General features: G+C 69.9%; 21 protein-coding genes. 10 read left to right on the top strand and 11 right to left on the bottom strand.

From position 1 onward, the window contains the following. The first annotated feature begins 609 nt into the window (after nt 1-609). From AMYNI_RS0136140 to AMYNI_RS0136130, 3 genes are all read left to right on the top strand, one after another. On the top strand, nt 610-1914 hold the full coding sequence (locus tag AMYNI_RS0136140) for a cytochrome P450 (protein WP_040406195.1): 1305 nt from the start codon (nt 610-612) through the stop codon (nt 1912-1914). 60 nt (nt 1915-1974) lie between these two features. Then, on the top strand, nt 1975-3330 hold the full coding sequence (locus AMYNI_RS0136135; RefSeq protein WP_020672996.1) for an FAD-dependent oxidoreductase: 1356 nt from the start codon (nt 1975-1977) through the stop codon (nt 3328-3330). A gap of 153 nt (nt 3331-3483) precedes the next feature. After that, nucleotides 3484-5061: an outer membrane protein assembly factor BamB family protein gene (locus tag AMYNI_RS0136130; protein ID WP_026361375.1), complete on the top strand. Its 1578-nt coding sequence runs from the start codon at nt 3484-3486 to the stop codon at nt 5059-5061. 79 nt (nt 5062-5140) lie between these two features. Here the strand turns inward: AMYNI_RS0136130 and AMYNI_RS0136125 are convergent, their stop codons facing one another. Then, the gene (locus AMYNI_RS0136125) at nt 5141-6103 is read right to left on the bottom strand and encodes a TIGR04222 domain-containing membrane protein (protein ID WP_020672994.1); all 963 of its coding nucleotides are present in this window, start codon (nt 6101-6103) and stop codon (nt 5141-5143) included. Nucleotides 6104-6241: 138 nt separating this feature from the next. Further along, a complete protein-coding gene (locus AMYNI_RS0136120) occupies nt 6242-7141 on the bottom strand; it encodes a LysR family transcriptional regulator (protein WP_020672993.1) in 900 nt (299 codons plus the stop codon). A gap of 11 nt (nt 7142-7152) precedes the next feature. Between AMYNI_RS0136120 and AMYNI_RS0136115 the strand changes: the two genes are divergently transcribed. Next, entirely contained in the window at nt 7153-8277 is a 1125-nt protein-coding gene (locus tag AMYNI_RS0136115; RefSeq protein ID WP_020672992.1) for an alpha/beta fold hydrolase, read from the top strand. Nucleotides 8278-8287: 10 nt separating this feature from the next. Here AMYNI_RS0136115 and AMYNI_RS0136110 read toward each other — a convergent pair whose 3' ends face one another. The 3 genes from AMYNI_RS0136110 to AMYNI_RS0136100 are packed head-to-tail and all read right to left on the bottom strand — an operon-like array spanning nt 8288 to nt 11724. After that, the gene (locus AMYNI_RS0136110) at nt 8288-9646 is read right to left on the bottom strand and encodes a pyridoxal phosphate-dependent decarboxylase family protein (RefSeq protein ID WP_020672991.1); all 1359 of its coding nucleotides are present in this window, start codon (nt 9644-9646) and stop codon (nt 8288-8290) included. Next, complete coding sequence (locus tag AMYNI_RS0136105) at nt 9646-10452, bottom strand: AraC family transcriptional regulator (RefSeq protein WP_020672990.1); 807 nt, start codon at nt 10450-10452, stop codon at nt 9646-9648. Before AMYNI_RS0136105 ends, AMYNI_RS0136110 begins: the two co-directional genes overlap by 1 nt. 9 nt (nt 10453-10461) lie before the next feature. Beyond that, on the bottom strand, nt 10462-11724 hold the full coding sequence (locus AMYNI_RS0136100) for a YbiU family protein (protein WP_020672989.1): 1263 nt from the start codon (nt 11722-11724) through the stop codon (nt 10462-10464). A gap of 84 nt (nt 11725-11808) precedes the next feature. On the opposite strand from AMYNI_RS0136100, the gene AMYNI_RS0136095 reads away from it, so the two are divergent. Next, on the top strand, nt 11809-12978 hold the full coding sequence (locus tag AMYNI_RS0136095; protein WP_020672988.1) for an ROK family transcriptional regulator: 1170 nt from the start codon (nt 11809-11811) through the stop codon (nt 12976-12978). On the opposite strand, the gene AMYNI_RS0136090 is transcribed toward AMYNI_RS0136095, so the two are convergent. Both AMYNI_RS0136090 and AMYNI_RS0136085 read right to left on the bottom strand, forming a co-directional pair. Further along, entirely contained in the window at nt 12975-13388 is a 414-nt protein-coding gene (locus AMYNI_RS0136090; RefSeq protein WP_020672987.1) for an SsgA family sporulation/cell division regulator, read from the bottom strand. The two genes, AMYNI_RS0136095 and AMYNI_RS0136090, sit on opposite strands and share 4 nt — an antisense overlap. Nucleotides 13389-13541: 153 nt before the next feature. After that, a complete protein-coding gene (locus AMYNI_RS0136085; protein ID WP_020672986.1) occupies nt 13542-14105 on the bottom strand; it encodes a DUF6069 family protein in 564 nt (187 codons plus the stop codon). Between the two features lie 153 nt (nt 14106-14258). Between AMYNI_RS0136085 and AMYNI_RS0136080 the strand changes: the two genes are divergently transcribed. Together AMYNI_RS0136080 and AMYNI_RS0136075 are read left to right on the top strand one after the other, a co-directional pair. Continuing rightward, nucleotides 14259-15245 carry a LacI family DNA-binding transcriptional regulator gene (locus AMYNI_RS0136080; RefSeq protein WP_020672985.1) on the top strand — a complete coding sequence of 329 codons (987 nt, stop codon included), beginning with the start codon at nt 14259-14261 and terminating at the stop codon, nt 15243-15245. A gap of 100 nt (nt 15246-15345) precedes the next feature. Next, entirely contained in the window at nt 15346-18198 is a 2853-nt protein-coding gene (locus AMYNI_RS0136075) for a glycoside hydrolase family 2 TIM barrel-domain containing protein (RefSeq protein WP_020672984.1), read from the top strand. Between the two features lie 3 nt (nt 18199-18201). On the opposite strand, the gene AMYNI_RS0136070 is transcribed toward AMYNI_RS0136075, so the two are convergent. After that, on the bottom strand, nt 18202-19146 hold the full coding sequence (locus AMYNI_RS0136070; protein ID WP_020672983.1) for a hypothetical protein: 945 nt from the start codon (nt 19144-19146) through the stop codon (nt 18202-18204). A 328-nt stretch (nt 19147-19474) separates the two neighbouring features. Between AMYNI_RS0136070 and AMYNI_RS0136065 the strand changes: the two genes are divergently transcribed. After that, on the top strand, nt 19475-20218 hold the full coding sequence (locus AMYNI_RS0136065; protein WP_020672982.1) for a chitinase: 744 nt from the start codon (nt 19475-19477) through the stop codon (nt 20216-20218). A gap of 52 nt (nt 20219-20270) precedes the next feature. On the opposite strand, the gene AMYNI_RS0136060 is transcribed toward AMYNI_RS0136065, so the two are convergent. Further along, complete coding sequence (locus AMYNI_RS0136060) at nt 20271-21023, bottom strand: IclR family transcriptional regulator (RefSeq protein WP_020672981.1); 753 nt, start codon at nt 21021-21023, stop codon at nt 20271-20273. Between the two features lie 138 nt (nt 21024-21161). On the opposite strand from AMYNI_RS0136060, the gene AMYNI_RS0136055 reads away from it, so the two are divergent. Both AMYNI_RS0136055 and dhaL read left to right on the top strand, forming a co-directional pair. Then, entirely contained in the window at nt 21162-22160 is a 999-nt protein-coding gene (locus tag AMYNI_RS0136055; protein ID WP_020672980.1) for a dihydroxyacetone kinase subunit DhaK, read from the top strand. 20 nt (nt 22161-22180) lie between these two features. Then, the gene (dhaL, locus tag AMYNI_RS0136050) at nt 22181-22816 is read left to right on the top strand and encodes a dihydroxyacetone kinase subunit DhaL (RefSeq protein ID WP_026361371.1); all 636 of its coding nucleotides are present in this window, start codon (nt 22181-22183) and stop codon (nt 22814-22816) included. Between the two features lie 52 nt (nt 22817-22868). Here the strand turns inward: dhaL and wrbA are convergent, their stop codons facing one another. Both wrbA and AMYNI_RS0136040 read right to left on the bottom strand, forming a co-directional pair. Continuing rightward, on the bottom strand, nt 22869-23489 hold the full coding sequence (gene wrbA / locus AMYNI_RS0136045; protein ID WP_020672978.1) for an NAD(P)H:quinone oxidoreductase: 621 nt from the start codon (nt 23487-23489) through the stop codon (nt 22869-22871). Nucleotides 23490-23632: 143 nt separating this feature from the next. Then, nucleotides 23633-24334, bottom strand: a complete 702-nt coding sequence (locus AMYNI_RS0136040) for a class I SAM-dependent methyltransferase (protein ID WP_020672977.1) — start codon at nt 24332-24334, stop codon at nt 23633-23635. Nucleotides 24335-24433: the final 99 nt, after the last annotated feature.

Below are 24433 nucleotides of genomic sequence, written 5' to 3'. Positions count from 1 at the left end.
AAGCGCCCGAATCGTCCATCAGAACCCCTTAGATATGCCTCTGGCGACGATTGACAAAGGCCGCGATAACGGCCCTTTGGTCATCGTCTTGCCCAGCGTCGACCGAGGTAAGTTCGGCCACGCCGTACGGAAAACCCACCAGTAGCAAAAGGAGGACATGCCAACGGCAGCCAGAAGACGGCTGCCGTTCGGCTTTGAACCCCAGATTTACAAATGCCCCAGTCGCTAACTTTTCGCTAAATCGAAGCTAGCATAGCGCCAGAAAATCTGTCAAGACTGTTGCTGAGCAGGCAAAACGCCGCCCTACCACGGTGTTCACCTAGTTTAACCGCCACCCCGCACGTGGTCGATCGAGGCGGCGCTTACCTCCCTTTCCGGCCGCACTGTCCGACTTCGCGGACGTGTACAAAATTTGTACGCGGGACTGCTAAAGGACCCGATCGCTGTGGCGCAACTAACCTGGAAACGGTGTTTCTTGACGACGCCAGGAGGGCTCAAGTACGGTCCGGACACATTCAATTCGCATTCTCCCAAGCCCGGCAATAACTGTATTTGCCGCGCGTACTGGGAAACCCCTGTTCCGCCGTGAACCGGCATGAGGAGGTCCTTGTGAGTTCCAGCCCTCCGGAAACGGTCGGCGGTGCTCGGTGCCCGGTGTCGGCCGTTGCCGGCCGCTTCGATCCCTTCACCCCCGAGTACCAGCTGGACCCCGCGGCGACCCTGCGCGAGGCCCGTGCATCCGAGCCCGTCTTCTACAGCCCCGAGCTGGATCACTGGGTGGTGTCCCGGTACAAGGACATCAGGACGGTGTTCCAGGACAACCGGCGCTTCTCCGCGTCGAACGCGCTGGACCCGATCACCCCGCTCAGCGACGGCGCCCGCGAGCAGCTCGGCCGCTACGGCTTCGCGCCAGGTCCGGTGCTGGTCAACGAGGACGAGCCGCTGCATCGGCGCCGGCGGCGCGAGCTCGCGCCGCCGCTCGCGGCCGAGGAGGTCAACAAGCTCGAAGGCCGGATCCGCGAACTGGTGACCGGCTATGTCGACCGGTTCGTCGGCCGCGGGCGGGCCGACCTGATCGACGACCTGCTGTGGGAGGTACCCGCGATCGTCGGCCTGCTGGTCGCCGGTGTGCCCGACGAGGACATCGACCGGGCGCGGCACTACACCATCAAGATGGGCATGTTCACCTGGGGAAAGGCCAGCGACGAGCACCAGCTGGAGATCGCCGATCAGGTGGGCCGTTGGTGGGAGCTCTCCGGCGAGCTGGTGGACCGGCTCAAGCGCGACGGCGGCGAGGGCTGGGTGCCCACCGCGATCGACGTGCACCGGCGGGACCCGGAGCTGGTCAACGACAACCACCTGCAGAACATGATGATGAGCGGGCTGGTCGCCGCGCACGAGACCACCACCAACGCGGCGGCCAACGCGCTGCGGCACCTGCTCACCCAGCGGAGCCCATGGGACGCCCTCTGCGCGGACCCGTCGGCCATTCCCAACGCGGTCGAGGAATGCCTGCGGTACTCGCCGTCGGTGCTGTGCTGGCGCCGTCGCGCGCGCACCGACGTCGAGATCGGCGGGGTGACGATTCCCGAGGGCGCCGCCGTCCTGCTGGTGATGGCCTCGGGCAACCACGACGAAGAGGTCTTCGACGAGCCGGACACCCTGGACATCACCCGGCCGAACGCGAAGCGCCACCTGACCTTCGGCATCGGCAGCCACTCGTGCATCGGCGCGCCGCTGGCCCGGCTGGAGCTGCGCATCATCCTCGAAGAGCTGACCAGGCGGCTGCCGCATCTCCGGCTGGTCGACGGCCAGGACTTCGGCTACCTGCCCAACGCCTCGTTCCACGGCCCCCGGCATCTGCTGGTGGAGTGGGATCCGCAGGCCAACCCGGTCGCCGCCGACCGGGGCTGACCCCGTCCCATCCCGCCCACACGCCAAAAGCGCGGGCGGAAGAGAAGAACAGGAGAGTTCATGGCCACCCCAATCGCGGTCGCCGGTGCGGGTATCGCGGGGCTGTGCACCGCGCTCCTGCTGGCACGCCAGGGATACGACGTCGAGCTGATCGACAGGGACACCCCCGCCCCGGACGACCTGGCCGAGATCCAGGAGTGGAGCCGCCCCGGCACCCCGCAGGCCCAGCATCCGCACGTCTACCTCGGACTGTTCCGCAAGCTGCTCCGGGAGAACCTGCCCGACGTGCACGGCGACCTGCTGGCCAACGGCATCGAGGAGCTCCCGTTCAACGGTGGCCTGCCCGAAGCCGAGCAGGACCTGGTGATGATGGCCGCGCGCCGCACCACCCTGGAGTGGGCGCTGCACCGGGCCCTGCGCAAGGAGCACCAGGTGCGCTACCGCCCCGGCGTCACCATCCGCGACGTCGAGGTCGCCGACGGCCGGGTACGCGGACTGCGCACGTCGGAAGGCGTGGAGGAGTACAGCCTCGTCATCGACGCCACCGGGGCCCGATCCAAGCTCGCCGCGCATTTCCGCCGGATCGAGGCCGAGGCCGAGTGCGGCAAGGTCTACAACACCCGGTTCTACCGGCTGCGTGAAGGCGTGGTGCAGCCGCCGCTGCGGCACGGCTCGGTGACCGTGGTCGACGGGCTCGGTTATGGCGCCGCGCTGTTCTGCCACGACCTCGGCATCTTCTCGATCGACATCGGCAGGCTGCCCGAAGACGAGACGCTGAAGGGTTTGCGCGACCCGGATGCCTTCGAGCGGGTGGTGGCGCTGCTCGAACCGTTCCGCCCCTGGGTCGGCCCGGAGCACTGCACGCCGATCAGCGAAGTGGTGCCGATGGCGGGGCTGCGCAACGTGCTCTACACCCTCAGCGATGACGCGCCGGCCGGCTACTTCCCGGTCGGTGACACGGTTTGCGTGACCGACCCCACCTTCGGCCGCGGCATGGCGCTCGGGCTGGCGCAGGCCGTCCAGCTGGTGCACACCTTGACCGAGGCCACCGGCGACCGCGCCAGCCTCAACCTGCACACCACCGCGGCCGCGGTCGATCTCTGCCGCCCCTGGTACGACGACGTCGTGGTGCAGGACCGGGCGAGGACGTCGCTGTGGCGGGCGGCGGTCGCCGGCGAACGGTGGCAGGACCTGCTGCCCGGCATGCCGCCGAACCCGTTCCTGATGATCGACGCCGAGGCGCTGGACCCGGAACTCGGGCTGATCGGCCGTCGCTACGTCAGCATGCTGTCCGGCACCCTGGACGACGAGGACGTGCACCGGCGGATCGCCGCACTGCCCGCCTCCCCCGCCGCCGACCAGGCCGCCGCACACGCCCCGACCTACCCCGACGTCGTCGCCGCCCTCCGCTCGTGAGTGAAAAGTGTTGTCGGAGCAACACTATTCACTCACGAGGTCGGGAAGGGCGGGCATCAACCGGACGGTGGATGTGGGGTGTCCACCGTCCGGGGGCGAGGTGTGGCGGCTGGGCCGATACGGCGGGCATCGCCGCGCTGCGATGCTTCGGGCATGACGATATTCGGGAGGAAATTGCGTCTGCTCGGCCTCGCGTCGGCCGTGCTGGTGCTGAGCGGATCGGTGGCGTCCGCTCAGCCGAGGCACGGGGACTGGCCGACCTGGCAGGGGGACAAAGCGGGGTCTCGGCACAACTCGGCCGAGCACCAGATCACACCGTCGAACGTCGGCAAGCTCGATCTGAAGTGGGCCTTCGCCTATCCCAAGACCGAGGTGCCGCCCAAGAGCCAGCCCGCCGTGGTGGACGGCAGCGCGTACTTCGGGGGGCCGGACGGGAAGTTCTACGCGACGGACGCGAAGACCGGGGCGACGAAGTGGGCGTTCGACCTGGCGTCGGTCGGCGAGGGCGGCGGCGTCGTGCTGGACGGGCCCACGGTCGCCCGCGGCAAGGTCTACTTCGGGGATAGCCGGGGATACGTCTACGCACTCGACCAGCGCACCGGGAAACCGGTGTGGGCCAAGGACTTCGACCAGCATCCGGCCGGGATGCACACCAGCTCGCCGCTGTACCACAACGGCCGGATCTACGTCGGATCGTCCAGCGCCGAGAACACCATCACCGACCTCAACTACCCGTGCTGCACCTTCCGCGGCCACCTCGACTCGATCGACGCGGACACCGGTGAACTGGCCTGGCGGTACTACACCATCCCGGAGCCGAAGCCGAACGGCACCTGGCCGAGCGGCGCGACCAAGTACGAGCCCTCCGGCGGCGGGGTGTGGAGCAGCCCGGTGATCGACGAGAAGACCGGCACGCTGTACGTCGGCACCGGCCAGAACTACACCGGCAGCGCGGGCGACTTCGACAGCCTGCTCGCGCTGGACGCCCGCACCGGCGCGGTGCGCTGGAAGCAGCAGGTCACCAAGGCCGATACCTGGCACACCCTGTGCAACACCCCGGACGCCGAAGGCTACTGCCCGGGGCTGAAGGACGGCACCGCACTCGACTACGACATCGGCGCCACCCCGAACATCTTCCGGGTCAACGGCCGCACCATGGTCGGCGTCGGTCAGAAGAGCGGCGTCTACCACGTGTTCGACGCGGCGACCGGTGAGGTGTCCTGGCGGCGGCAGCTGTCCGAGCCGCTGCCGAGCGGCGGGATCTCCGGGATCCAGTGGGGCAGCAGCTACGACGGGGAGAAGCTGTACATCGCGACCTACTTCGGCGAGCCCGGCACCCTGTTCGCGCTGAACCCGGCCAACGGCGACGTCGAATGGCAGACCCCCAACCCGGCCAACGGATGTGCTACGGGCGGGGCTGCCGAGCATCCCGACATCTGCTCGCTGGCGCACGCGCCGGCGGTGACCACCAGCCCTGGCGTCGTCTACGAAGGCAGCAACGACGGCAAGTTCCGGGCGTACTCGGCGGAGACCGGCAAGGTCCTGTGGGAGTACGACACCGTCCGCGACTTCGCCGGCGTCAACGGCCTGACCGGCCACGGCGGCGCACTGGCGGGCAGCGGCGGCGCGGTCGTGTCGAACGGAATGGTCTACGTCCAGTCCGGTTACTACCCCAGCTATCCGAGTGAGCACGGCACGGTGCTGCTGGCGTTCGCGTTACCGAAATCCTGACCCGGCCGGTGGGGGTCCTGGCCTGTCCCAGACCCCCACCGCACAGGCTTTTCGTTACCGCACAAGCACTTTCCGGCGGTCAGCCGCCGCCACCACCGCCACAGCCGCCACCTCCGCCGCCGCCGCAGGACGCGCCGCCGCCGCAGGAGGACGACGAACCGCCGCACGAGGACCCGCCGCCATAGCTGCTGCCGCCACCCCAGCTGCTCGTGGTGATCGCCGGTGGCGGCGCCATCGCTTCGCTCAGCTCCTCGTCCGGATAGCTGGTGAGGCCGCCCAGCGCGACCGCGCCGGCCGCGCCCACCAGCAGCCCGCCGCCCGTGGCGACCGCGAGCGCCCGCTGGTTCTCCTCGGCCCGGCCGCCGTCTTCGCCCGGCCCGGCCTCCGCAGGACGTTCCGCTTCCGCGCTCCTGGCCCGTTCGAGCAGCTCCCGGCCGGCCGCGGTCGGCGACACCGGCGTCTGCTTCTTGTTCAGGTACCAGGCCCCGACGACCGCGGCGATGGCGACCAGGATCAGCGCGGACAGGTAGCCGACCGGAAAGCCCTGGTTCACCCCGTTGGACCAGCGCGCGATGCCGAGCAGCACCGCGAAACCGTACAGCCCGATGATGGTCGGGCCGACCAGGCGCCGCTTGCGCTCGGGCACGATCAGCGCGCGTTCTTCCAACTCAGCGACGATGCGCTTGACGGCTTCGTCTTCGCGCAGCAACGAACGGACCGTGCCGATGGTCATCCCGGAAGTCTTCGGAATCCGGCTGATCACCGCCTGCTCCAGCGGCTGGGCCGGAGTCGAGCCGACCGGGTAGACCCGCCCACCGGTGGCGACCCGCAGCTGCTCGCGTTCCACCAGCACCGCGATCGCGGTGTCGATGACCCGGTCGGGGCCGCCGGCCAGATAGGCAAGGTGGTACACGCTCGGCAGGGCGCCGAGCTGGTCCGCGCCGCCGGCACCGCGCCGGAGCGCCATCATCCACAGCGGCCTGACCACGACCGGCAGGACCAACAGCCCGACATAGATCCAGCTGAACGTCGGACCGGACATTCCCCAAGGGTTGTCCACCGCGAGTTCCCCCTCACGTTTGACTGAACGACCACGATAGCGCGCCGGCTAACCGCTTACCGGACAAACGCGTGAATCGTTGCCTGCGCCGATTCTGACAATGGTGACAATTCGAACTCTTCAGCCCGTCCCGCCCGCCCGGCTCAAATCACGGGCGAGTGCCGCGAAGTTCCCCGCGGCGATCGAGCCCACCGCCGGACGGGCCAGTGCAAGGTCGACGAGCCGGGTGGTGGGCCGCAAGGGCACGAAGACCACGTCCGGCCGCGAGCGCGCGGCGACCGAACCCGGGACCACGCTGACCCCGCACCCCGCCGCCACCAGACCCACGATCGTCGGCATCTGCACGGCTTCCTGCTCGATCATCGGGTCGAAACCGGCACGCCGGCACAATGCCGTGATCTCGTCGTGCAGCCCAGCGCCGAGATGCCGGGGGAACAGCACGAACGGTTCGGTGCCGAGCGAGCGCACGTTCAGCCATCGCCTGCCTGCCAGGCGATGGCCGCCGGGCAGGCAGGCGACCAGCGGCTCGCGCGAGACCGGCACCAGCACCAGCTCGTCGTCCGGTTCCGGCAGCGGCGGGCGCAGGAAGCCGAGGTCCAGCCCACCGGTCCGGAGCTCGGTGACCTGCGCCGCGGTCGGCAGTTCGGCGAACCGCAGGGTGACGTCGGGGAACCGGCTGCGGAACGCCCGCACGATCCGCGGCATCGGGTGCGTCGCCGCGGAACCGACCAGGCCGATCACCAGGTGCCCGGCCTCGCCGCGCCCAGCCGCCGTTGCCCGCACCTTCGCACTGTCCACAACGGACAGCGCGGTACGCGCGCCGTCGACGAACTCCGCACCTGCCGGGGAAAGCCGGACCCAGCGAGTGCTCCGCTCGAACAGCGACACGCCGAGCTCGGACTCCAGCGCCTTGACCGTCTGCGAAAGCGACGGCTGCGCCATGCCGAGTGCGGCCGCCGCGCGACCGAAGTGCAGGTGGTCGGCGACGGCGACAACCGCCCGCAGATGCCTCAGTTCCATTCATGAATTTTATGAGCCGAACCCGGATCAGCTATCAATCGGTCACCATCCCGGACGGCTGGCAGCCTGACGGCATGTTCTCGATTCGCCGCACGGGCCTGGCCGTCGCCACCCTGATGTTCGCCGCCACGGCCACGCCGGTAGCCGCTGAAGGCCGGATCCACCGCACCGACTTCCAGGTGCCTGCCGGGCACGGGCGGTCGCTCGGCGTGCGCGAAGTCGCACCGCCGCGCCCCGCCGAGCCACGCCCGCTGCTCCTGCTGCACGGCGCCAGGGTGCCCGGCATCCCGTCGTTCGACCTGCCGGTGGCCGGCGGCTCGCTGGCCGAAGATCTCGCCCGCGCCGGGCACCGGGTGTACCTGATGGACGCGCGAGGCTACGGTACGTCGACCCGGCCGACGGAGATGGGCGAGCCACCCGAGGCAGGCCCGCCGCTGGTGACCGGCGAGCAGGTGGTGCGCGACATCGGGGTGGTGGTCGACTGGCTCCGATCGCGCACCCGTGCGCCGCGGGTCGACCTGGTCGGCTGGGCGACCGGCGGTCACTGGGCGGGGTGGTACGCGAGCGTCCAGCCGCATCGGGTCCATTCACTGGTGGTGCACAACAGCCTGTACGGCATACTCGACGACCACCCGACACTCGGCCACGGGTCCCCGTACGAGGATCCGGACCGGCCGGGCGAGTTCAACGACGCCATCGGCGCCTACCGGTACCACACCGGCGCGAGCCTGCTACCCAGCTGGGACTCCAGCATCCCGGCCGAGGACAAGTCAGAATGGCGCGATCCTGCCGTCGCACAATCCTATGTGGACGGCTCGCTGGCCAGTGACCCGACCGCGGGTGACCGCGAGCCGCCGAGCTTCCGCGCACCCACCGGCGCGCTGGAGGACAGCTTCAGCTTGGCCACCGGCCGCAACCTGTGGGACGCGGGCCGCATCACCGCGCGCACCCTGGTGCTGCGCAGCGAGCTCGACTTCTGGTCCCGCCCCGGCGACCTGACCACCCTCGCGGCGGATCTCACCGGCGCGTCGGACGTCCGCGCCGTGCGGCTCGATCAGGCGACCCATTACGTCCACCTCGACCGGGCGGAACACGGCCGGGACCGGTTCCTCCGCGAGTTGCTCGCCTGGCTGTAGCGCGGCCGGCTCAACCGGCCAGTGCGCGGATCGCGGCCACCGCCTCGTTCACCTGCTCGGCGTGCGTCCGGTGGCTCAGCACGCAGAGCCGGATGTGGAACTCGCCGCCGATCGTCGTGCTGGTCAGGAAGATCCGCTGATCCCGCCGGATCGCGTCGAAAAGGGTGCGGGTGGCCCGATCCCCCTCGCGCAGGCGAAAGGCCACTGTGGACAGTTGCGGCCGCCACGGCACGTGCACGGCGGGGATCGCGGAAAGTTCGTCAGCGGCTTGCCCGGCCAGGTCGAGCTTCTCGTCGAGCTCGTCGCGAAACGCTTGCACGCCATGGAGTCGCAGCGGAAGCCAGATCCGCAGGCCGCGATGCTCCCTGGTCAGCTCCACGCCATGATCGGCGTAGTCGGGCAGTCCGTCCCCGGCGACGAGGTCCTGCAAGTACGGCGCGTCGTGCCGGTGCGCGGCGGACAGCGTGCGCACGTCGCGGACGAGCAGAGTACCGAGGCCATACGGCATGAAGAGACCTTTGTGCGGGTCCAGCACGACCGAATCGGCCTCGGCGACGCCGGCGAGCCTTTCCCGCCCGCGAGCGGTCAGCTGGAACGCGCCGCCGTAGGCCCCGTCGACGTGGAACCACAGCCCTTGCTCCCGCGCCAGCGCGGCGAGGTCGCCGAGCGGGTCGATCGCACCGGTGTCCGTGGTGCCCGCGGTGCCGGCCAGCAGGAACGGCCGCCGCCCGGCACGCCGGTCCTCGTCGATCATCCGTGCCGCCGCCCGCGGGTCCATCCGCAGCCGGTCGTCCGTCGGCACGACGCGGACGCAGTCCCTCGGCAGACCGGCGACCCTGGCCGCTTTCGCGACGCAGAGGTGGGTGTGCCCGCTGACGTACAGGGTCGCCCCGCGCGAATCGGCACCAAGCCGGTCTTCGCGGGCGGCGACCACCGCGGAAAGGGTCGCCGCCGATCCGCCGCTGGTCAGCAGGCCGCCTGCGGTGCCGGGCAGCTCGAACTCGGCGCACATCCAGTCCAGCACGCTCTGCTCGATGGCGACCATGCCCGGCGCCATCTCGGCGACCGTCGGGAACCGGTTCAGCACCAGTGCGAGCAGGTGCGCGACCGCGGAGCTGACCAGCCCACCGGCCGGGATGTAGCCAAGGTAACGGGGTCCCGCCGTGTCCACCCCGGGTTCCGCAGCGCGCATCACGGTGGTGAGCAGCTCGGTGAGCTCGTTCGGCTCGCCGGTGATGGCGAACCGCTCGGCCGACGGCGACAGATCGTGCGACGGGCGGTCCGCCAGGTTCGCGATGAAGCCGGCCGCCAGGTCCAGCGTCGCTTCACCCAGCTTGCGCAGGTCGGCGGGGGAAGATTCGAGTGGCATCACCCGGCGAAACTACGACCGGGCCCGCTTCTGGATCTTGTACGTTCTTGCATCGCACGTCGGTAGGCGCCCGGGGTCACCCCGACCAGCCGGCGGAAGTGCCGGCTGAGATGGGCCTGGTCGACGAACCCGACCGTGACGGCGACGTCGGTCAGCTCGGCGCCGCGCTCGATCAGCCCGCGGGCGCGGCGGATCCGGTGTTGCGTCAGGTAAGCGTGCGGGGGCAGGCCGTATTCGTGCTGGAAGGCGCGGAGCAACTTGTACTGGCTGGTGCCGAACCTGGCCGCCAGCTCGCTCAGCCCCGGCGGCCGCTGGTACTGGTCGAGCAGCAGTTCACGAACGGCGGCCGCGAGTCCGTGCCCGGCCATCGGCTCGGCCCGCAGGGTGCCGTGGGCCGCGAACAGCCGCCGCAGGGCGAGCGCGAGCGTGCCCTCCCCCGCCGGGAAGGCGGCGAGCAGCAGGCGGGCCAGCTCGGGATCGTGCACGATCCTGGACGTGAACGCCGGGGCGACGCCCAGTACCGACCGGACCAGGGACTTCGACGGGTAGAGCGCGCGGTAGCCCCAGCCGTGCTCGGCCGCCGGCCGCCCGGTGTGCACGACCTCCGGATTGATCAGCACCACCGCCCCGGCGCCCGCGTACTCCACCTCGCGGCCGTAGCTCAGCTCTTCCCGCCCGCTCTCCAGCACGCCGACGGCATAGGTTTCGTGGGTGTGGCGGCCGAACTCGTGCCGGACGAACCGCGCGTGCAGCCTGCCGAGCTCCGGCACCGCGGGATGCCGGGAGTACCGCGCGAACTCGCCCACCCGGCCAGGTTACGCAGTCGCGATACCGAGCTGCTGCCTGCCGATGTCGTTGAGGTCCGCCACCTCGGCCCGACCGGTCCAGCCGGCTTCGTAGTCCTCCGGCGCGAAGTCGGCGGGACTGGCGCCTTGCGTGAACGCCTGCCCGCATGCCTCGGCGTACGCGGCGTTCTTCGCGCAGTGCGGGCTCGCCGGGATGTACATGACGTTGCCCCAGCGGTCCGGGTTGGCGCCGTCCGCGACGGAATGGATGACGTCCCCGTGCCACCAGACCGTGTCGCCCGGCTCGACGACCGGGATCGGGCTCAGCGCGGGCAGCAGCACCGAGTGGTACCGCTCGGTGATCGGCAGCGCCTGGCCGTTGGCCGCGCCGCACAGGTCGTCGGCGGGCACGTCGTCCTGGAGCGCGCGCAGCAGTACGTAGGCCATCGCGGACGGAATGGGCACCACGTGCAGCACCCCGTCGGCGGGCCGCATCTCCGACAACGCCGTCCAGCCCTGGAAGGTGCGGAAGGACGAGCACATCACGGTGGACGGGAACTCGTCGACCTCGGTCCGGTACGCACCGTCCCACGGGTCGTAGTCACGCCACTGGCCGGAGAACACGTGCCGGAACACCTTCTGGTACGCGGGCAGCAGCCAGCGTTCGATCGAGCCCGAGTCGGTGTGCGCGGAGAGCCCGAGCGACTCCGAACCCGGCTCGCGACGGCGGATCCGGTCCGGGTATGCGGTGTCGCGGTCCGGGTCGAACCAAGTCCGGCCCTCGGACTCGTTGCGCCAGAAGGAGTTCAGGAACGACCGCACGACGGCCATCCGCTCGTCCTGCCGGGCCTCGATCTGGGGCTTCGACCAGTACACCGGGTAGATCTGCGGTCGCCCGGAGGACAAGCCGCCGAAGGCACCGTCGACCAGCCCGCGGTAGTTCTCCGCGAAACCGTTGCGTTCCAGGTACGCCGCCAGCTCGGCGTCCCACGCTTCGGCCCTCTCGCGGGGGAACGTGCCCTTCACGACGGCGCAGCCACGGCGCCGGATGGCCGCCACGGTGGCCTCGGGCACCCGGCCGTCGGCGAGGTCGGCATACCGGACCACCGGGAACACCTCCCGACCGGCTTCGCGCTCGGCGACCACCTCGGCGACCTCGGCCCGCATCGCCGCTTCCACTTCGGCGAACACGCCCGCGACGTCACCGAGCCGTCCCCGGAGCAGCTCCTTGGCCTCGGCGATGGCGGCCGGCACGTCCCCCGGCAGCTCACTGGTGGCGATTCCTGCTGACATCCGGCACTCTCCTTTTGATTAGGAGTCCTTACTAGATTGGTTGCTACGGTAGCCCTGCCCGCTGTGAGCCACAAGAGGTGCACGTTGACCCAACCCGTCCGGCCCAGGAACCCGCCGCTGCCGCGGCTGGCGCTGCTCCGGGAGATGACCGACCGCGCGGTGCTGGAGCTGGTCTTCGCCGAGGGCCGGACCACCCGCGCCGAGCTCGCGGCCCGCACCGGGATCTCCAAGCCGACGATCTCGGAGTCGGTACGGCGGCTGGAGGCGGCCGGCGTGCTGCGCGAAGGCGGCACCGACGCGACGGGCAAGCGCGGCAGGGTCGCTACCTTCTACGAGCTCACCGTCGACGCCGGTTGTGTGCTCGCGGTGGAGGTCAACCAGCACGGAATCCACAGCCTGGCCACCGACCTCACCGGCGTGCCCTTCGGCGAGCGGCACCGCGATCCGGTCCGGCGCTCCGACGCGGCCGCGCTCACCGGCGCGGTCCAGGATGCCGTGCGAGAGACATTGGGTGCGCGACAGGGAAAGCTCCGCGCCGTCGCGCTTTCGGTCGCCAACCCGGTCCACCCCGGCACCCGCGAGATCATCGCGCTACCGGACTCACCTTTTCCCGAGGGCGAGGTGCCCCTGCAGGACGCGCTGGCCGACCTGGTCCAGGCGCCGGTGCTGGTGGACAACGACGTCAACTTCTCCGCACTGGCCGAACGCCGCGCCGGGGCCGCGACCGATGCGGAGAGCTTCGCCTACGTGTACGTCGGCGCGGGACTCGGGCTCAGCCTCTACCTCGGCGATCAGCTCGTCCGCGGGGCGCACGGGCTGTCCGGCGAGATCGGCTATCTGCGCACCACTTCCGGCGCACCGGTGGCCGAGGCCGTCGCCCGGCAGGGTTTCGGCCGCCAGGACGACCCGGCGCTCGACGTGGACGCCGTGCTCAAGACGCTGACACTGGCCGGAGACGGCGACGCCGTCGCGCAGGACGCGGTCCGGCTGCTCGGCGAGACGATCGGCCAGGCCATCGCCGCCACCTGCGTCATCTTCGATCCGGAGCTGGTACTGCTGGGCGGCCCGGTGGGCGGCAGGCCCGAGCTGCTCGCCCCGGTTCGCGCCGTGGTGTCCGGCTCGGTGCCGGGGCCGGTGCGGGTCGAACCGGGCGCCGTCCAGGACTCGGCCGCACTGCGCGGCGCGCTGCTGTCCGCATTGGACACCGGAAGGGCGCAGCTGACAGTGCCCAATGCGGGAGCGGACCGCGCCTAGTCGCGAGCGGCCAGCTTGGTCAGTTCGTGGTCGAAGTCGAACCACTCGTGTTCCTCGCCCGCGCCCACCAGGTCGTAGGTGCGGTCGAGGAAGGCAGCCAGCTCCTGGGCGGGAGCTTCGAAGACGCCGGCGCCGTCCGGGGTGCTCAACTCGACCAGCACCAGGCTGGGATCCGCCGCCGGGGACACCCGCAGGTCGCCGTCACCGGTGGCGGCGAGCAGGCCGTCGGCCAGCAGGTCGCGGGCCACGATCCAGTCCACCACGCCGGGCCCGGCGTGGAACGCGAGCGCCACCGCGTACGGGTCCTGGGGGTGGTAGCTCAGGCCGACCCGCACCGGCAGCGGTCCGGCGCCGAAGGTCCGCAGGGCGAAAGTGACCATCGTGTGGATGGTGCCGTGTTCGTTGCTCATGGTCGCCGTCCCTTCGTCGCGCAGGCGGCGGGGGTTCCCCGCCTATCTGGACAACGCGCGACCACCCAGAATCGAACGCGAAACTTCCTCATATCACTCGATGGTAGGTGACGGCCGTCTCATCGGCGACCGTCATGCTCCACAGTAGACAGCTCAGGTGTCGTAGTACGAGGTCGGCGGCCCGTTGTTCCACTGCCGGGTCGCAGCCTGGTCGGCGTCGCGGCGACTGTCGCGCCTGCTGTCGCGCCGCTTGCTCCGGTGCAGGGTCCGCGCACTCGCGGCCATGCTGCTGACCACCAGGGTGATCACCATGCCGATGGCCAGGTTGGTGATCGCGGTCGCGATCTTCGTCTCCAGCTTCACCGAGAGCGTCAGCGGCAGCACCACCGCGATCAGCGTGGCCAGCACCATGATCCAGCCGAAGAACTGGCCCGGCGCCGGCGTGGCCACGCTCAGCAGGTGCATCAGCCCGGTCGCGGCCAGCGCGACGGCCGCGGCGACCAGCGCGTAGGTGGTGGTGTTCGCGTTGCCCCAGATCCCTTCCCCCTTCGGCGCCAGCACTTCGGCGCCGAAGATGCCGCGGGCGACCAGCAGGCCCACCACGGCGACCAGTGCCGCCACCACCGCCGTCGCGACCCCGCCGGCCCACAGCCGTGCGGCGTCGATACCAGGCCGGTCATCACGGACATAGGGGTCGTTCCGGGAATAGTCGGTCATCAGGGCGACTCCCTCCGTACAGGCTGATGCGCCCCCTCGATTCTCGCGCGCTTCGCCCCCTCCCGCAGGACACCCGCATGCCGGTAACCCGGTCGAGTCCCGGCCAGCGGGCATACTCATCCCCCGGACACGCGACAGGTTGTGAGGTGAGTGATGGAGCGGGTCACGATTCACGACGTCGCTCGCTCCGCGGGCGTGTCGCGGCAGACCGTCTCACGTGCGCTGAACGACAAGGCCGAGATCGACGCGGCGACCAAGCAGCGCGTGCTGGACGCCGCCCGCGCGCTCGGCTACCGGCCGAGCCGGTTCGCCCGCGGCCTGGTCCGCCACGACAGCACCACGGTCGGCCTGGTCATCCCGGACCTGATGAACCCGTTCTTCACCGAGGTCGCCTCCAGTGCGCTCGAAGCCGCCCGCGCGCGGGACTGGCATGTGGTCGTCTACGACACCTCAGACAGTGCCGAGCAGGAACTCAGCACGCTCCGGGTGATCGGCTCGCAGGTGGACGCGATCGTCGGCTACTTCAGCAGGCCGGAGGAGGAACTCGACCGCTACGCCGCCGGGATGCCGGTGGTGTTCCTCGGCCGGGAACATCGCAATCCCCGGTTCAGCTCGATCGGCATCGATGGCGCGGAAGGTGTGCACGCCGCGGTCGCGCACCTGGTCGGCGCCGGTCACCGGCGGATCGGCATGCTCGATCACAACCGCCGCCCGGAACCCAGCATCCGGCAGGACTGGTTCTTCGCCGCTGCCGCCGCACAAGGGCTCGACCTCGATCCGAGCTGGGCGACCGGGTCGAGCCAGTCGGTCGAGGGAGGCGGGCTGGCGCTGGACGAGCTGCGCCGCGCGCACCCCGACCTGACCGCGATCTTCACCTTCAACGACATCATCGCCATCGGCGCGCTGCGCCGGGCCAGGAAGCTGGGCCTGGCGGTGCCTTCGGACCTCGCGGTGATCGGCTTCGACGGCCTCGAGCTCGGCACGCTCGTGGAACCGGCGCTGACCAGCGTCGCCATCGACACCCGGCGCCTCGGTGCGCTGGCGATCGACCAGGTGGCGCGGCTGCTCACCGGCGGCGGCCAGCCGGACCCCGAGGACCTGGTGGTCCGCGGGTCGTTGCTGCTGCGCGAATCCGCCTGATCCTGGTTCCTTGACACTCCGGCAGGGCCTCGGTCAAGCTTTCAGCGCGTGCCGTGAACGCTCACGGGACCGTTCACGGAAGCTCGGCGGAAGGGATTCCATGTCGTACGTCGAGGACCCCGCCCCCGGCTACGGCGGCCTGGCGCCGCGCGCCGCGTTCGGCTCGGACGCGAGGTCCGCGAGGTCACTGAGCCTCAACGGGGACTGGCTCTTCCGGTTGTCGCCGAGCGTTCCGGCCGCACCGGCGGCTATCGAACGGGACGACTTCGACGACTCGGCCTGGTCGGAGCTGCCGGTACCGGCGAACTGGCAGCTGCACGGCCACGGCAGCCCCGCCTACACCAACGTCGCCTACCCGTTCCCGGTGAACCCGCCCGAGGTGCCTTCGGACAACCCGACTGGCGACTACCGCCTTCGCTTCACGCTTTCCGCCGAATGGCAGGACGAGCCCGCCGTGCTCCGCTTCGACGGGATCGACTCCTGCGCCAGGATCTGGCTCAACGGGCACGAACTCGGCGTGACGAAGGGCAGCAGGCTGCCCGCGGAGTTCGCGGTCGGTCCCCTGCTGCGCACCGGGGAGAACCTGCTCGCGGTCCGCGTGCACCAGTGGTCCTCCGGGAGTTACCTGGAGGACCAGGACATGTGGTGGCTGTCCGGGATCTTCCGCGACGTCACCTTGCTGGCCCGCCCGGACGGCGGGATCGCGGACTACTGGATCCGCGCCGATTACGACCACGTCACCGGGCAGGGCACCCTGCGCGTGGAAGCGGGCCCGGACGTCCGGATCAGCGTTGACGAGCTGGGCATCGAGGATCACCCCACCGGCGAGCCGATCCCGGCCGGCGTGGTCGAACCGTGGAGCGCCGAGCTGCCCCGCCTCTACCTCGGCGAACTGCGCACCGCCGCCGAACGTGTGCCGGTGCGGATCGGGTTCCGCACGGTCCGTGTCGAAGACGGGCAGCTGAAGGTGAACGGGCGCCCTGTTCTGCTGCACGGCGTGAACCGGCACGAGCACCATCCCCGGTTCGGCCGCGCGGTGCCCGGCGCGGCGGCCGTCGCCGACATCGAACTGATGAAACGGCACAACATCAACGCCGTGCGCACCAGCCACTACCCGCCGGATCCCGCTTTCCTGGAGCTGTGCGACGAGTACGGGCTCTGGGTGATCGACGAGTGCGACCTGGAGACGCACGGGTTCGGCATGCTCGGCTGGGCTGGCAACCCCAGCGACGATCCACAGTGGACGGACGCGTACCTGGACCGGATGCGGCGCACGGTGGAGCGGGACAAGAACCGGCCCAGCGTCATCCTGTGGTCGCTGGGGAACGAGAGCCACACCGGGCCCAACCTGGCACGGATGGCGAGCTGGACCCGCGAGCGCGACGAGACCCGTCCGGTGCACTACGAGGGCGACTTCGAGTGCGAGTACGTGGACGTGTACAGCCGGATGTACGCCGATCATCAGGAGGTCGACCGGATCGGCCGGCAGGAGGACGAGAACGAGCGGCGCCGCGAGCTGCCGTTCCTGCTCTGCGAGTACGCACACGCCATGGGCAACGGGCCTGGCGGGCTGCTGGAGTACCGCGAACTGTTCGAACGTCACCCCCGGTGCCAGGGCGGGTTCGTCTGGGAGTGGATCGACCACGGGATCACCCGGCAGGACGCCGACGGCCGGGAGTTCTTCGCTTACGGCGGCGATTTCGGCGAGCCCATCCACGACGGCCACTTCATCATCGACGGGCTGGTGTTCCCGGATCGGAGCCCGTCCCCTGGGCTGACCGAGTTCGCCAAGGTGATCGAACCGGTCCGGATCTCCGGCACCTCCAGCGGGATCAGGGTGGAGAACCACTACGACTTCGCCACGTTGGAGCACCTCACCTTCTCCTGGCAGCTGGAGGATGAAGGGATCGTGGTCGCCGAGGGACGGCTGGAGGTGCCGACCGTCCAACCCGGACAGAGCGCCGTGGTCGCCTTGCCCGCACTGACCGCCACCACCGGCGAAAGCTGGCTCACCGTCCGCGCGGCACTTTCCGAGGACACCCGATGGGCCGAGGCGGGACATGTGGTCGGCTGGGGACAGCTACCGATCTCGGCGGCCGCCGAACCGCCCGCAGCAGGCCCGGCCGCCACGGTTTTCCGCGCACCGGACCAGCTCCAGCTCGGCATCGGCCGGTTCGACCCGGTCAGCGGGATGCTGACCGGGATCGGCGGCCATCAGGTCACCGGCCCCCGCCTCGATCTGTGGCGGGCGCCGACCGAAAACGACCGTGGTTCCGCGCGGCCGGACGAGCAGGCGTGGCGGGGTGCCGGGCTGCACCGGCTACAGCACCGGGTGGCCGACGTGACCGTTGAGGACGGTGCGCTCGTCGTGCGCACCCGGGTGGCGCCGCCCGCCCTCGGCTTCGGCATGTTCGCCGACTACCGCTGGCGCGCCGACGCCGACGGCCTCCGGCTGCGCGTGGACATCGAACCCGACGGCGAATGGCCCTGTTCCCTGCCCCGGCTGGGCCTGCGGATGGCGCTGCCCGGCGCCTTCGAGCGGGTCGAGTGGTTCGGCGGCGGGCCAGGCGAGGCGTATCCGGACAGCAGGCAGGCCGCCAGGATCGGCCGGTTCGCCTACGGGATCGACGAGTTGCAGACCCCCTATGTCTATCCGCAGGAGAACGGCAACCGGACGGACGTCCGCTGGGCGCGGCTGAGCACGGCCAGCGGCTCCGAGATCCGGATCGAGGGTTCCCCGGTCTTCGACTTCACCGCGCGGCGGTGGACGTCCGAAGAGCTCGACGCCGCGGAGCACACCGTCGACCTGCGGCCCGGCGAGCTGGTCCACCTCAACCTGGACCTGGCGCAGCACGGCCTCGGCTCCGCGTCCTGCGGTCCCGGCGTACTCCCCCAGTACCGGCTGCACGCGCGAAAGGACAGCTTCGCGCTGACTTTTCGCGCCCTGTCCTGAGCCCTACGAGTTGTAGGGCATGACCGGCCACCACAGGTGTCCCAGCCGGGTGCCCAGCTTGACCGTCCAGTAGACCACGAAGAACATCCCGGCGACGATGAACGCGGCGGCCGAGAACCGTGCGGCACGGCCGGGCTCGTCCGTCAGCCAGCGCTGGAATCTGCCCCTGGTCAGCACCATGATCACCACGAAGATGAGGACCACCCCGACGATGTTCCCGACCGACTGAAGGGCGAAGGTCGCGAAGCCGAGAAACGGGTTCTCCGTCGACACCGCGTATTCGAACAGGTTCCGGAAGGGGCCGAACGGCCTGCCGATCAGGTACGCACCGACCAGGCCGCCGAGGAACACCAGCTCGCTACCGGGATGCCGCCGGAACACGCCGTCCAGCGGATTCCGGGCAAGCCGCAGATAGGCCAGCCCCCGCCACACCATGATCACGCCGATCAGCCCGAACACGACGCCGGACTGGACCGAACGCACCGGCACCCCGGTCACCGGGTCGCCGATCCTGACGGTGGAAAGCTGCGGCAGGTCGGTGCCGATGAGCACCCCGAGCACGCCGTAGAGCCCGGAGACCAGCACCGCGCCGGCCATCAGCAGGCCGACCGCCCGCAGCATGGTGACGGCCTGCCCGCGCGCCGACCGTTGCGCGGTCATCGGCGCCAGCGCACTGAAAACGGCCACATTGCAGGCGGTGAACATGCCCGCGGCGCCGGTCACGAACGCGAACACCGTCGCCATCCCGGCGCCGGTGATGGCCACCTCGCTGATGTCGCCGCCGAACAGCGGGTTCGCGAGCCCGCCCGCGATCACCTTGTCCACCAGGCGCGGCGACCAGACCACCGCCAGCACCACGCCGGCCAGCCCGCTGAGCAGGACGAGCCGCCAGGGCCTTCGCTCATTGTCGGCGCGTTCCCCGGCCGGCGACAACGACGCGTTCGTCATGGCATTCCTCCCGGCGCTCACAATGTCGTGATCCACTCTCGCGATCAGTGTGCTTGCGCCGGAGTAGGCGGGCTTCTCGCCCAGTGCGCAGTTGGCCGGCCAACCGACTTCACCGTCTGCCACCAGGCTTAGGTACCGCCGTCCGGGTGACCGGAACGAGACAGGATGACCGCTGCGATCGGCGAATTCCGCTTGACCCTTGACTGGTATAGACCACCGAGGTTATCTGTTTACCATCATCGCGGCCGCCTTGCCGATAACCGGCGAAGGTCCTCACCGGTCGCGCCATCACTCGACCCCGCGTCGTGCCGGACGAAGGAGTGATCACGTGTCGATCAGAGGCATCATCAGTTCAGTGACCGCGGTGCTGGCCGCCGGAGCGCTCGCGTTAGGACTCCAGGCGGCCACTGGCTCGTCGGTTTCCGCGGCCCCGCAGAGTCCCGCCGAGCAAGCGGCCTTTGTGGTCAGTCAGTCGCAGTTCGAGCAGATGTTCCCCAACCGCAACCCCTTTTACACCTACAGCGGGCTGGTGAACGCGCTCAGCGCCTATCCCGCCTTCGCCAACACCGGCGATGACACGATGAAAAAGCGCGAAGCCGCGGCGTTTCTGGCGAACGTGAACCACGAAACCGGCGGCCTGGTGCACATCGTCGAGCAGAACACGGACAACTACCCGCACTACTGCGACCGGGGTCAGCCCTTCGGCTGCCCCGCCGGCCAGGCCGCCTACTACGGCCGCGGGCCGATCCAGCTGAGCTGGAACTACAACTACAAGGCGGCCGGTGACGCGCTGGGCCTCAACCTGCTGAACGACCCCTTCCTGGTGCAGAACGACGCCGCGGTGGCCTGGAAGACCGGCCTGTGGTTCTGGAACACCCAGACCGGTGCGGGCACGATGACCCCGCACGACGCGATGGTGAACAACCGCGGCTTCGGCGAGACCATCCGCAGCATCAACGGCAGCATCGAATGCAACGGCGGCAACCCCGGCCAGGTGCAGTCCAGGATCGACGCATACCAGCGGTTCGTGTCCACTTTGGGCACCAGTCCCGGCGAGAACCTTTCCTGCTGACCGGATGCGTGACGCGGTGGCCGGCGCGTGCCGGTCACCGCGTCACGCCGTCTCAGACCGGCGTGACCGGCCAGCGGGGAGCGCCCAGCTCGCGTGAAATGGACCTGGCCGCCTCGCGGACGGCCGTCCGCACGGATTCGCGCACCGGCCAGTCCACCATCGGTACCACCACCCCGATCGCGCCCACCGCCAGTTCGGCGGAGTCGAAAACCGGTGCCGCGAGCCCGCATTCACCGAGCACGGCCTCTTCCTGCTCGGTCGCCAACACCCCGGAGCGCACCTGCTCGAGCCGCGTCCGCAGCTCGGCCGACGTGGTCACGGTCTCGGCCGTCATGCTGCGCAGCTCGTCCGGCAATCCGGCGGCGAGCTCCGGCGAGTAGGCCAGGATCGCCTGGCCGAGCGCGCTCGCGTGGGCCGGGATCACGATGCCCACCTCCGGCATCTGACGCGACCCGTCCGGCCGGGGCTCGTGGTGGATCACCATCACCTCGTCCAGCACCAGGACGGCGGTGCGCACGGCGTGTCCGGTGCGCCGGGCCAGTTCCTCGGACCAGGCCACCGCGCGGGAACGCAGCTCCAGGGTGTCCAGGTAGACGTTGCCCAGCTTCAGCACGGCCGGCCCGAGCCGGTACCGCGCCGAGTCGCGGTCCTGCAACACCATGCCGTGTGCGACCAGGGTCTTGATGATCCCGTGCACGGTCGACGGCGCCAGTTCGAGGCGCGCGGCGATCTCCGAGAGGCTCAACCGGCGCGCCCCCTGAAGCACCCCGAGCACCCGGATCGCCCTGTCGACGGACTGGATCATCGCGTCCCTTCTGGCCTGCCGGGTGCACTTTACAAGAGCGAAGTCCCGTCGTACGCTCGCCGTACATTCGACATTATCGAATGTTATGCGGCATTAGCGATGGCCCGATGGGTCGGTACTCCAACGGCGGAGGAAGACATGTCCCTGCGACAGCTGATCAATGACTCGGAAGAGTTCGTGCCCGAGGCGCTGTCCGGCCTGAGCCGGGCACATCCCGGGCTGATCCGCGTGCACCAGGATCCGGCCTACGTGATCCGGGCGGTCCGCGAACCGAAGGTCGCGCTGGTCTCCGGCGGTGGCTCCGGACACGAACCGCTGCACACCGGGTTCGTCGGGCACGGCATGCTGGACGCCGCGGTGCCCGGCGCGGTCTTCGCCAGCCCGACCGCGTTCCAGATCAAGGCCGCCATCGAAGCCGCCGACCACGGCCGCGGCGTACTGCTGATCGTGAAGAACTACACCGGTGACGTGCTGAACTTCTCGATCGCCGCCGAGCTGGCCGCCGACGCCGGTATCGACGTGCGCACCGTGCTGGTCGACGACGACCTCGCCACCGACGGCCAGGACGAAGGCGGCCCCGGCCGGCGCGGCACCGCGGCGGTGGTCGCGGTGGAGAAGATCTGCGGAGCGGCGGCCGAGCGCGGAGCGTCGCTCGACGAACTGGTCGCGCTCGGCGAGCGGGTGGCGTCCTCGGCACGCACCCTCGCGCTGGCCTTCCAGTCCTGCACCCATCCGGGCGAGGACCGCCCGTCCTTCGAGCTGCCCGACGGCCAGATCGAATTCGGCGTCGGCATCCACGGCGAGCACGGGGTCGGCCGCCGCCCATACGCGCCGGCACGGGAACTCGTCGCCGAACTGGCCGAGCCGATCGTGCGGGCGCTCGACCTGACCGACGGCGACCGCGTGATCGCCGTGGTGAACGGCCTCGGTGCCACCCATTCCCTGGAATTGTCGTTGGCGCACAAGGAACTGACCGAGCTGCTGGACGCGCAGGGCATCACCGTGGCCCGCGCACTCGTCGGCCCCTACGTGACGGCGCTGGACATGCGCGGCTGCTCGATCACGCTGCTGCGCGCCGACGACGAGCTCGTCGAGCTGTGGGACGCGCCGGTGCGCACTCCCGCGCTGAACTGGTGAAACCGGACCGAAAGGCAGTCATGGACACCCTCACCGTCGAGCAGGCCCGCGCCTGGATCGGCCATTTCATCGCCGAGATCGAGCGGCGCTCCGCCGAACTCACCGAGCTGGACCGGCGCGCGGGCGACGGCGACTACGGCACCAATCTCCGCTCGGCGCTGCGCCGCGTCACGGCGAACCTCGAAGCTGACGCTCCCACGTCGGCACAGGAGGTCTTCACCGCGGTGTCGAACGCCTTCCTGAACACCGGCGGCACCAGCGGCCCGCTGTTCGGCATGTGGTTCCGCGAGTTCGCCCGCGCCACCGGTGCCGCCGCGACGACCGAAACCTTCGGCCTCGCGGCCACCAACGCGGCGGCCGTGGTGCAGCGGCTCGGCAAGGCCGAAGTGGGCCACAAGACCATGGTCGACGCGATGGTGCCCGCCGCGCATGCCCTGTCGGACGCCAATGCTCGCGGTGCGAATCTCGCCGAAGCCTTCACCGCCGCCGCCAGTGCCGCACACGAAGGCGCCGCATCCACCGAGAAGCTGCTCGCCCGCCGTGGACGGGCCAGCTACGTCGGCGAACACGCGCGGGGCGTCATCGATCCCGGCGCGTTGACCGTGGCGTATTTCTTCGACGCGGCCGTCACTTCCGTGCGACCCCGCGTGGCCTGACCGGCACCGGGGGCCGGCGGCAAATCCGCGCCGCCGGCCCGTCGGGATCAGGTCAGCTCGCCGGCTTGCCCGCGAGCAGCTGGGCGGCGATCCGCACCACGCGCTTGGCCTGCACACCGGCCGCCGCGCGAGTGTCGTCGTCGACCGGCAGGTCACCCTGGCCCGCCACGTGGCTGGTGCCGTACGGGTTGCCGTCCACGAACTTCACCGGGTCGGTGTAGCCGGGGCTCACCAGTATCCCGCCGAAGTGGTGAACTGTGTTGTACAGCGCGAGAAGCGTGGACTCCTGGCCACCGTGCCGGGTGCTGGTGGAGACGAACCCGCTGTAGACCTTGTCGGCAAGCAGGCCCTGCTGCCACTGCGGCCCCAGGGTGTCCAGGAACTGCTTGAGCTGCGACGCCACGTTGCCGTACCGGGTCGGCGAGCCGAAGATCACCGCGTCGGCCCAGACGACGTCGTCCGGGGTGGCCACCGGGATGTCCTTGGTCGCGTCCACGTTCGCCCGCCACGCCGGGTTCGAGTCGATCGCGGCGTCCGGTGCCAGCTCCGCCACCCTGCGGACCCGGACCTCGGCGCCCGCCGCCTCGGCCTCCTTCGCCAGCAACGACGCGATCTCCGCGTTGGTCCCCGTGGCGGAGTAGTAGATCACGCTGAGTTTGACCGGCTCACTCATATACCGTGCTCCTTGTTCCAGTATCCGATGTGTTCGGTTGAGGTGTTCGGTGGTCGGGCACGCCCGAGAGAAGTTCAACGTTCAACCGTTGAGTACGGTACACCTCGCCCCCACCCCGAACAACGAGCCCGCTGTGGGCCAGGTCACCCGGACTGCGGCAGTCGATCGATCTCCCAGAGCGCGAGTGTCTTGTCCGCGTACGCGCCGTCTTCCTCGGTGCACCCCTCCAGGATCAGGTCCAGCGGCTCGGGGAAGTTGAACGGCTCCCGGCACAGGTTCAGCGGCCGCCAGTCCCCGCTCTCGATGTCACTGTTCCTGGCCAGATCGGCGAACGTGGTCGTGAGCAGATAGCGCGAACCACTCCGACGCAGATTCCGCAACGCACGCTGAATGTCGGCGAAGCTCAGATGCACCAGGCAATCCCGACACAGCACCGCGTCCGCCTCGGGCAGTTCGTCGGCGGTAAGGTCCAGCGTCAGAAAGCGCCTGCCGTCACCCGCGTAACGCCCCCTGTTCAACGCCACCAGCTCGGGCACGATGTCCGCGCCGACGTACTGGTCCACCCCCAGCTCCACCCCGCTCAACCAGCCGAAATCCCCGCACGGCAGGTCGAGCAGGGTACGAACCTGGAAACGGCGAAGCAACTCCGGAAGTCTCTCCCGCAGGACACTGGTCTGAGCAAGGTCGGATCCGGATCCCGACGCGGAACTGGCGCTCCAAAGATTGGTCTCGAAGATATACCTGAAAAGCTCCTGCGAGTTCATCTCCCGCAGCACTTCGGCGTTGCGCTGATAATTGACCTGCGCCACCGTGACCGGTCGATCATCGGACCGCTTCTCGTTCATTTCGCGCCCTTCTCCGAGGCTGTCACCACCGCGAGTTCCACGTTAGCGCACCGCGAGTTCCGCGTTCGAGTCGTCGAAAACCGACGACGCGCGGCGGGC

The organism is Amycolatopsis nigrescens CSC17Ta-90, from assembly GCF_000384315.1.
Lineage (GTDB): Bacteria > Actinomycetota > Actinomycetes > Mycobacteriales > Pseudonocardiaceae > Amycolatopsis > Amycolatopsis nigrescens.
The sequence above is the reverse complement of the archived record's forward strand: the minus strand, read 5'-3'. Positions and strand labels throughout refer to the sequence as shown.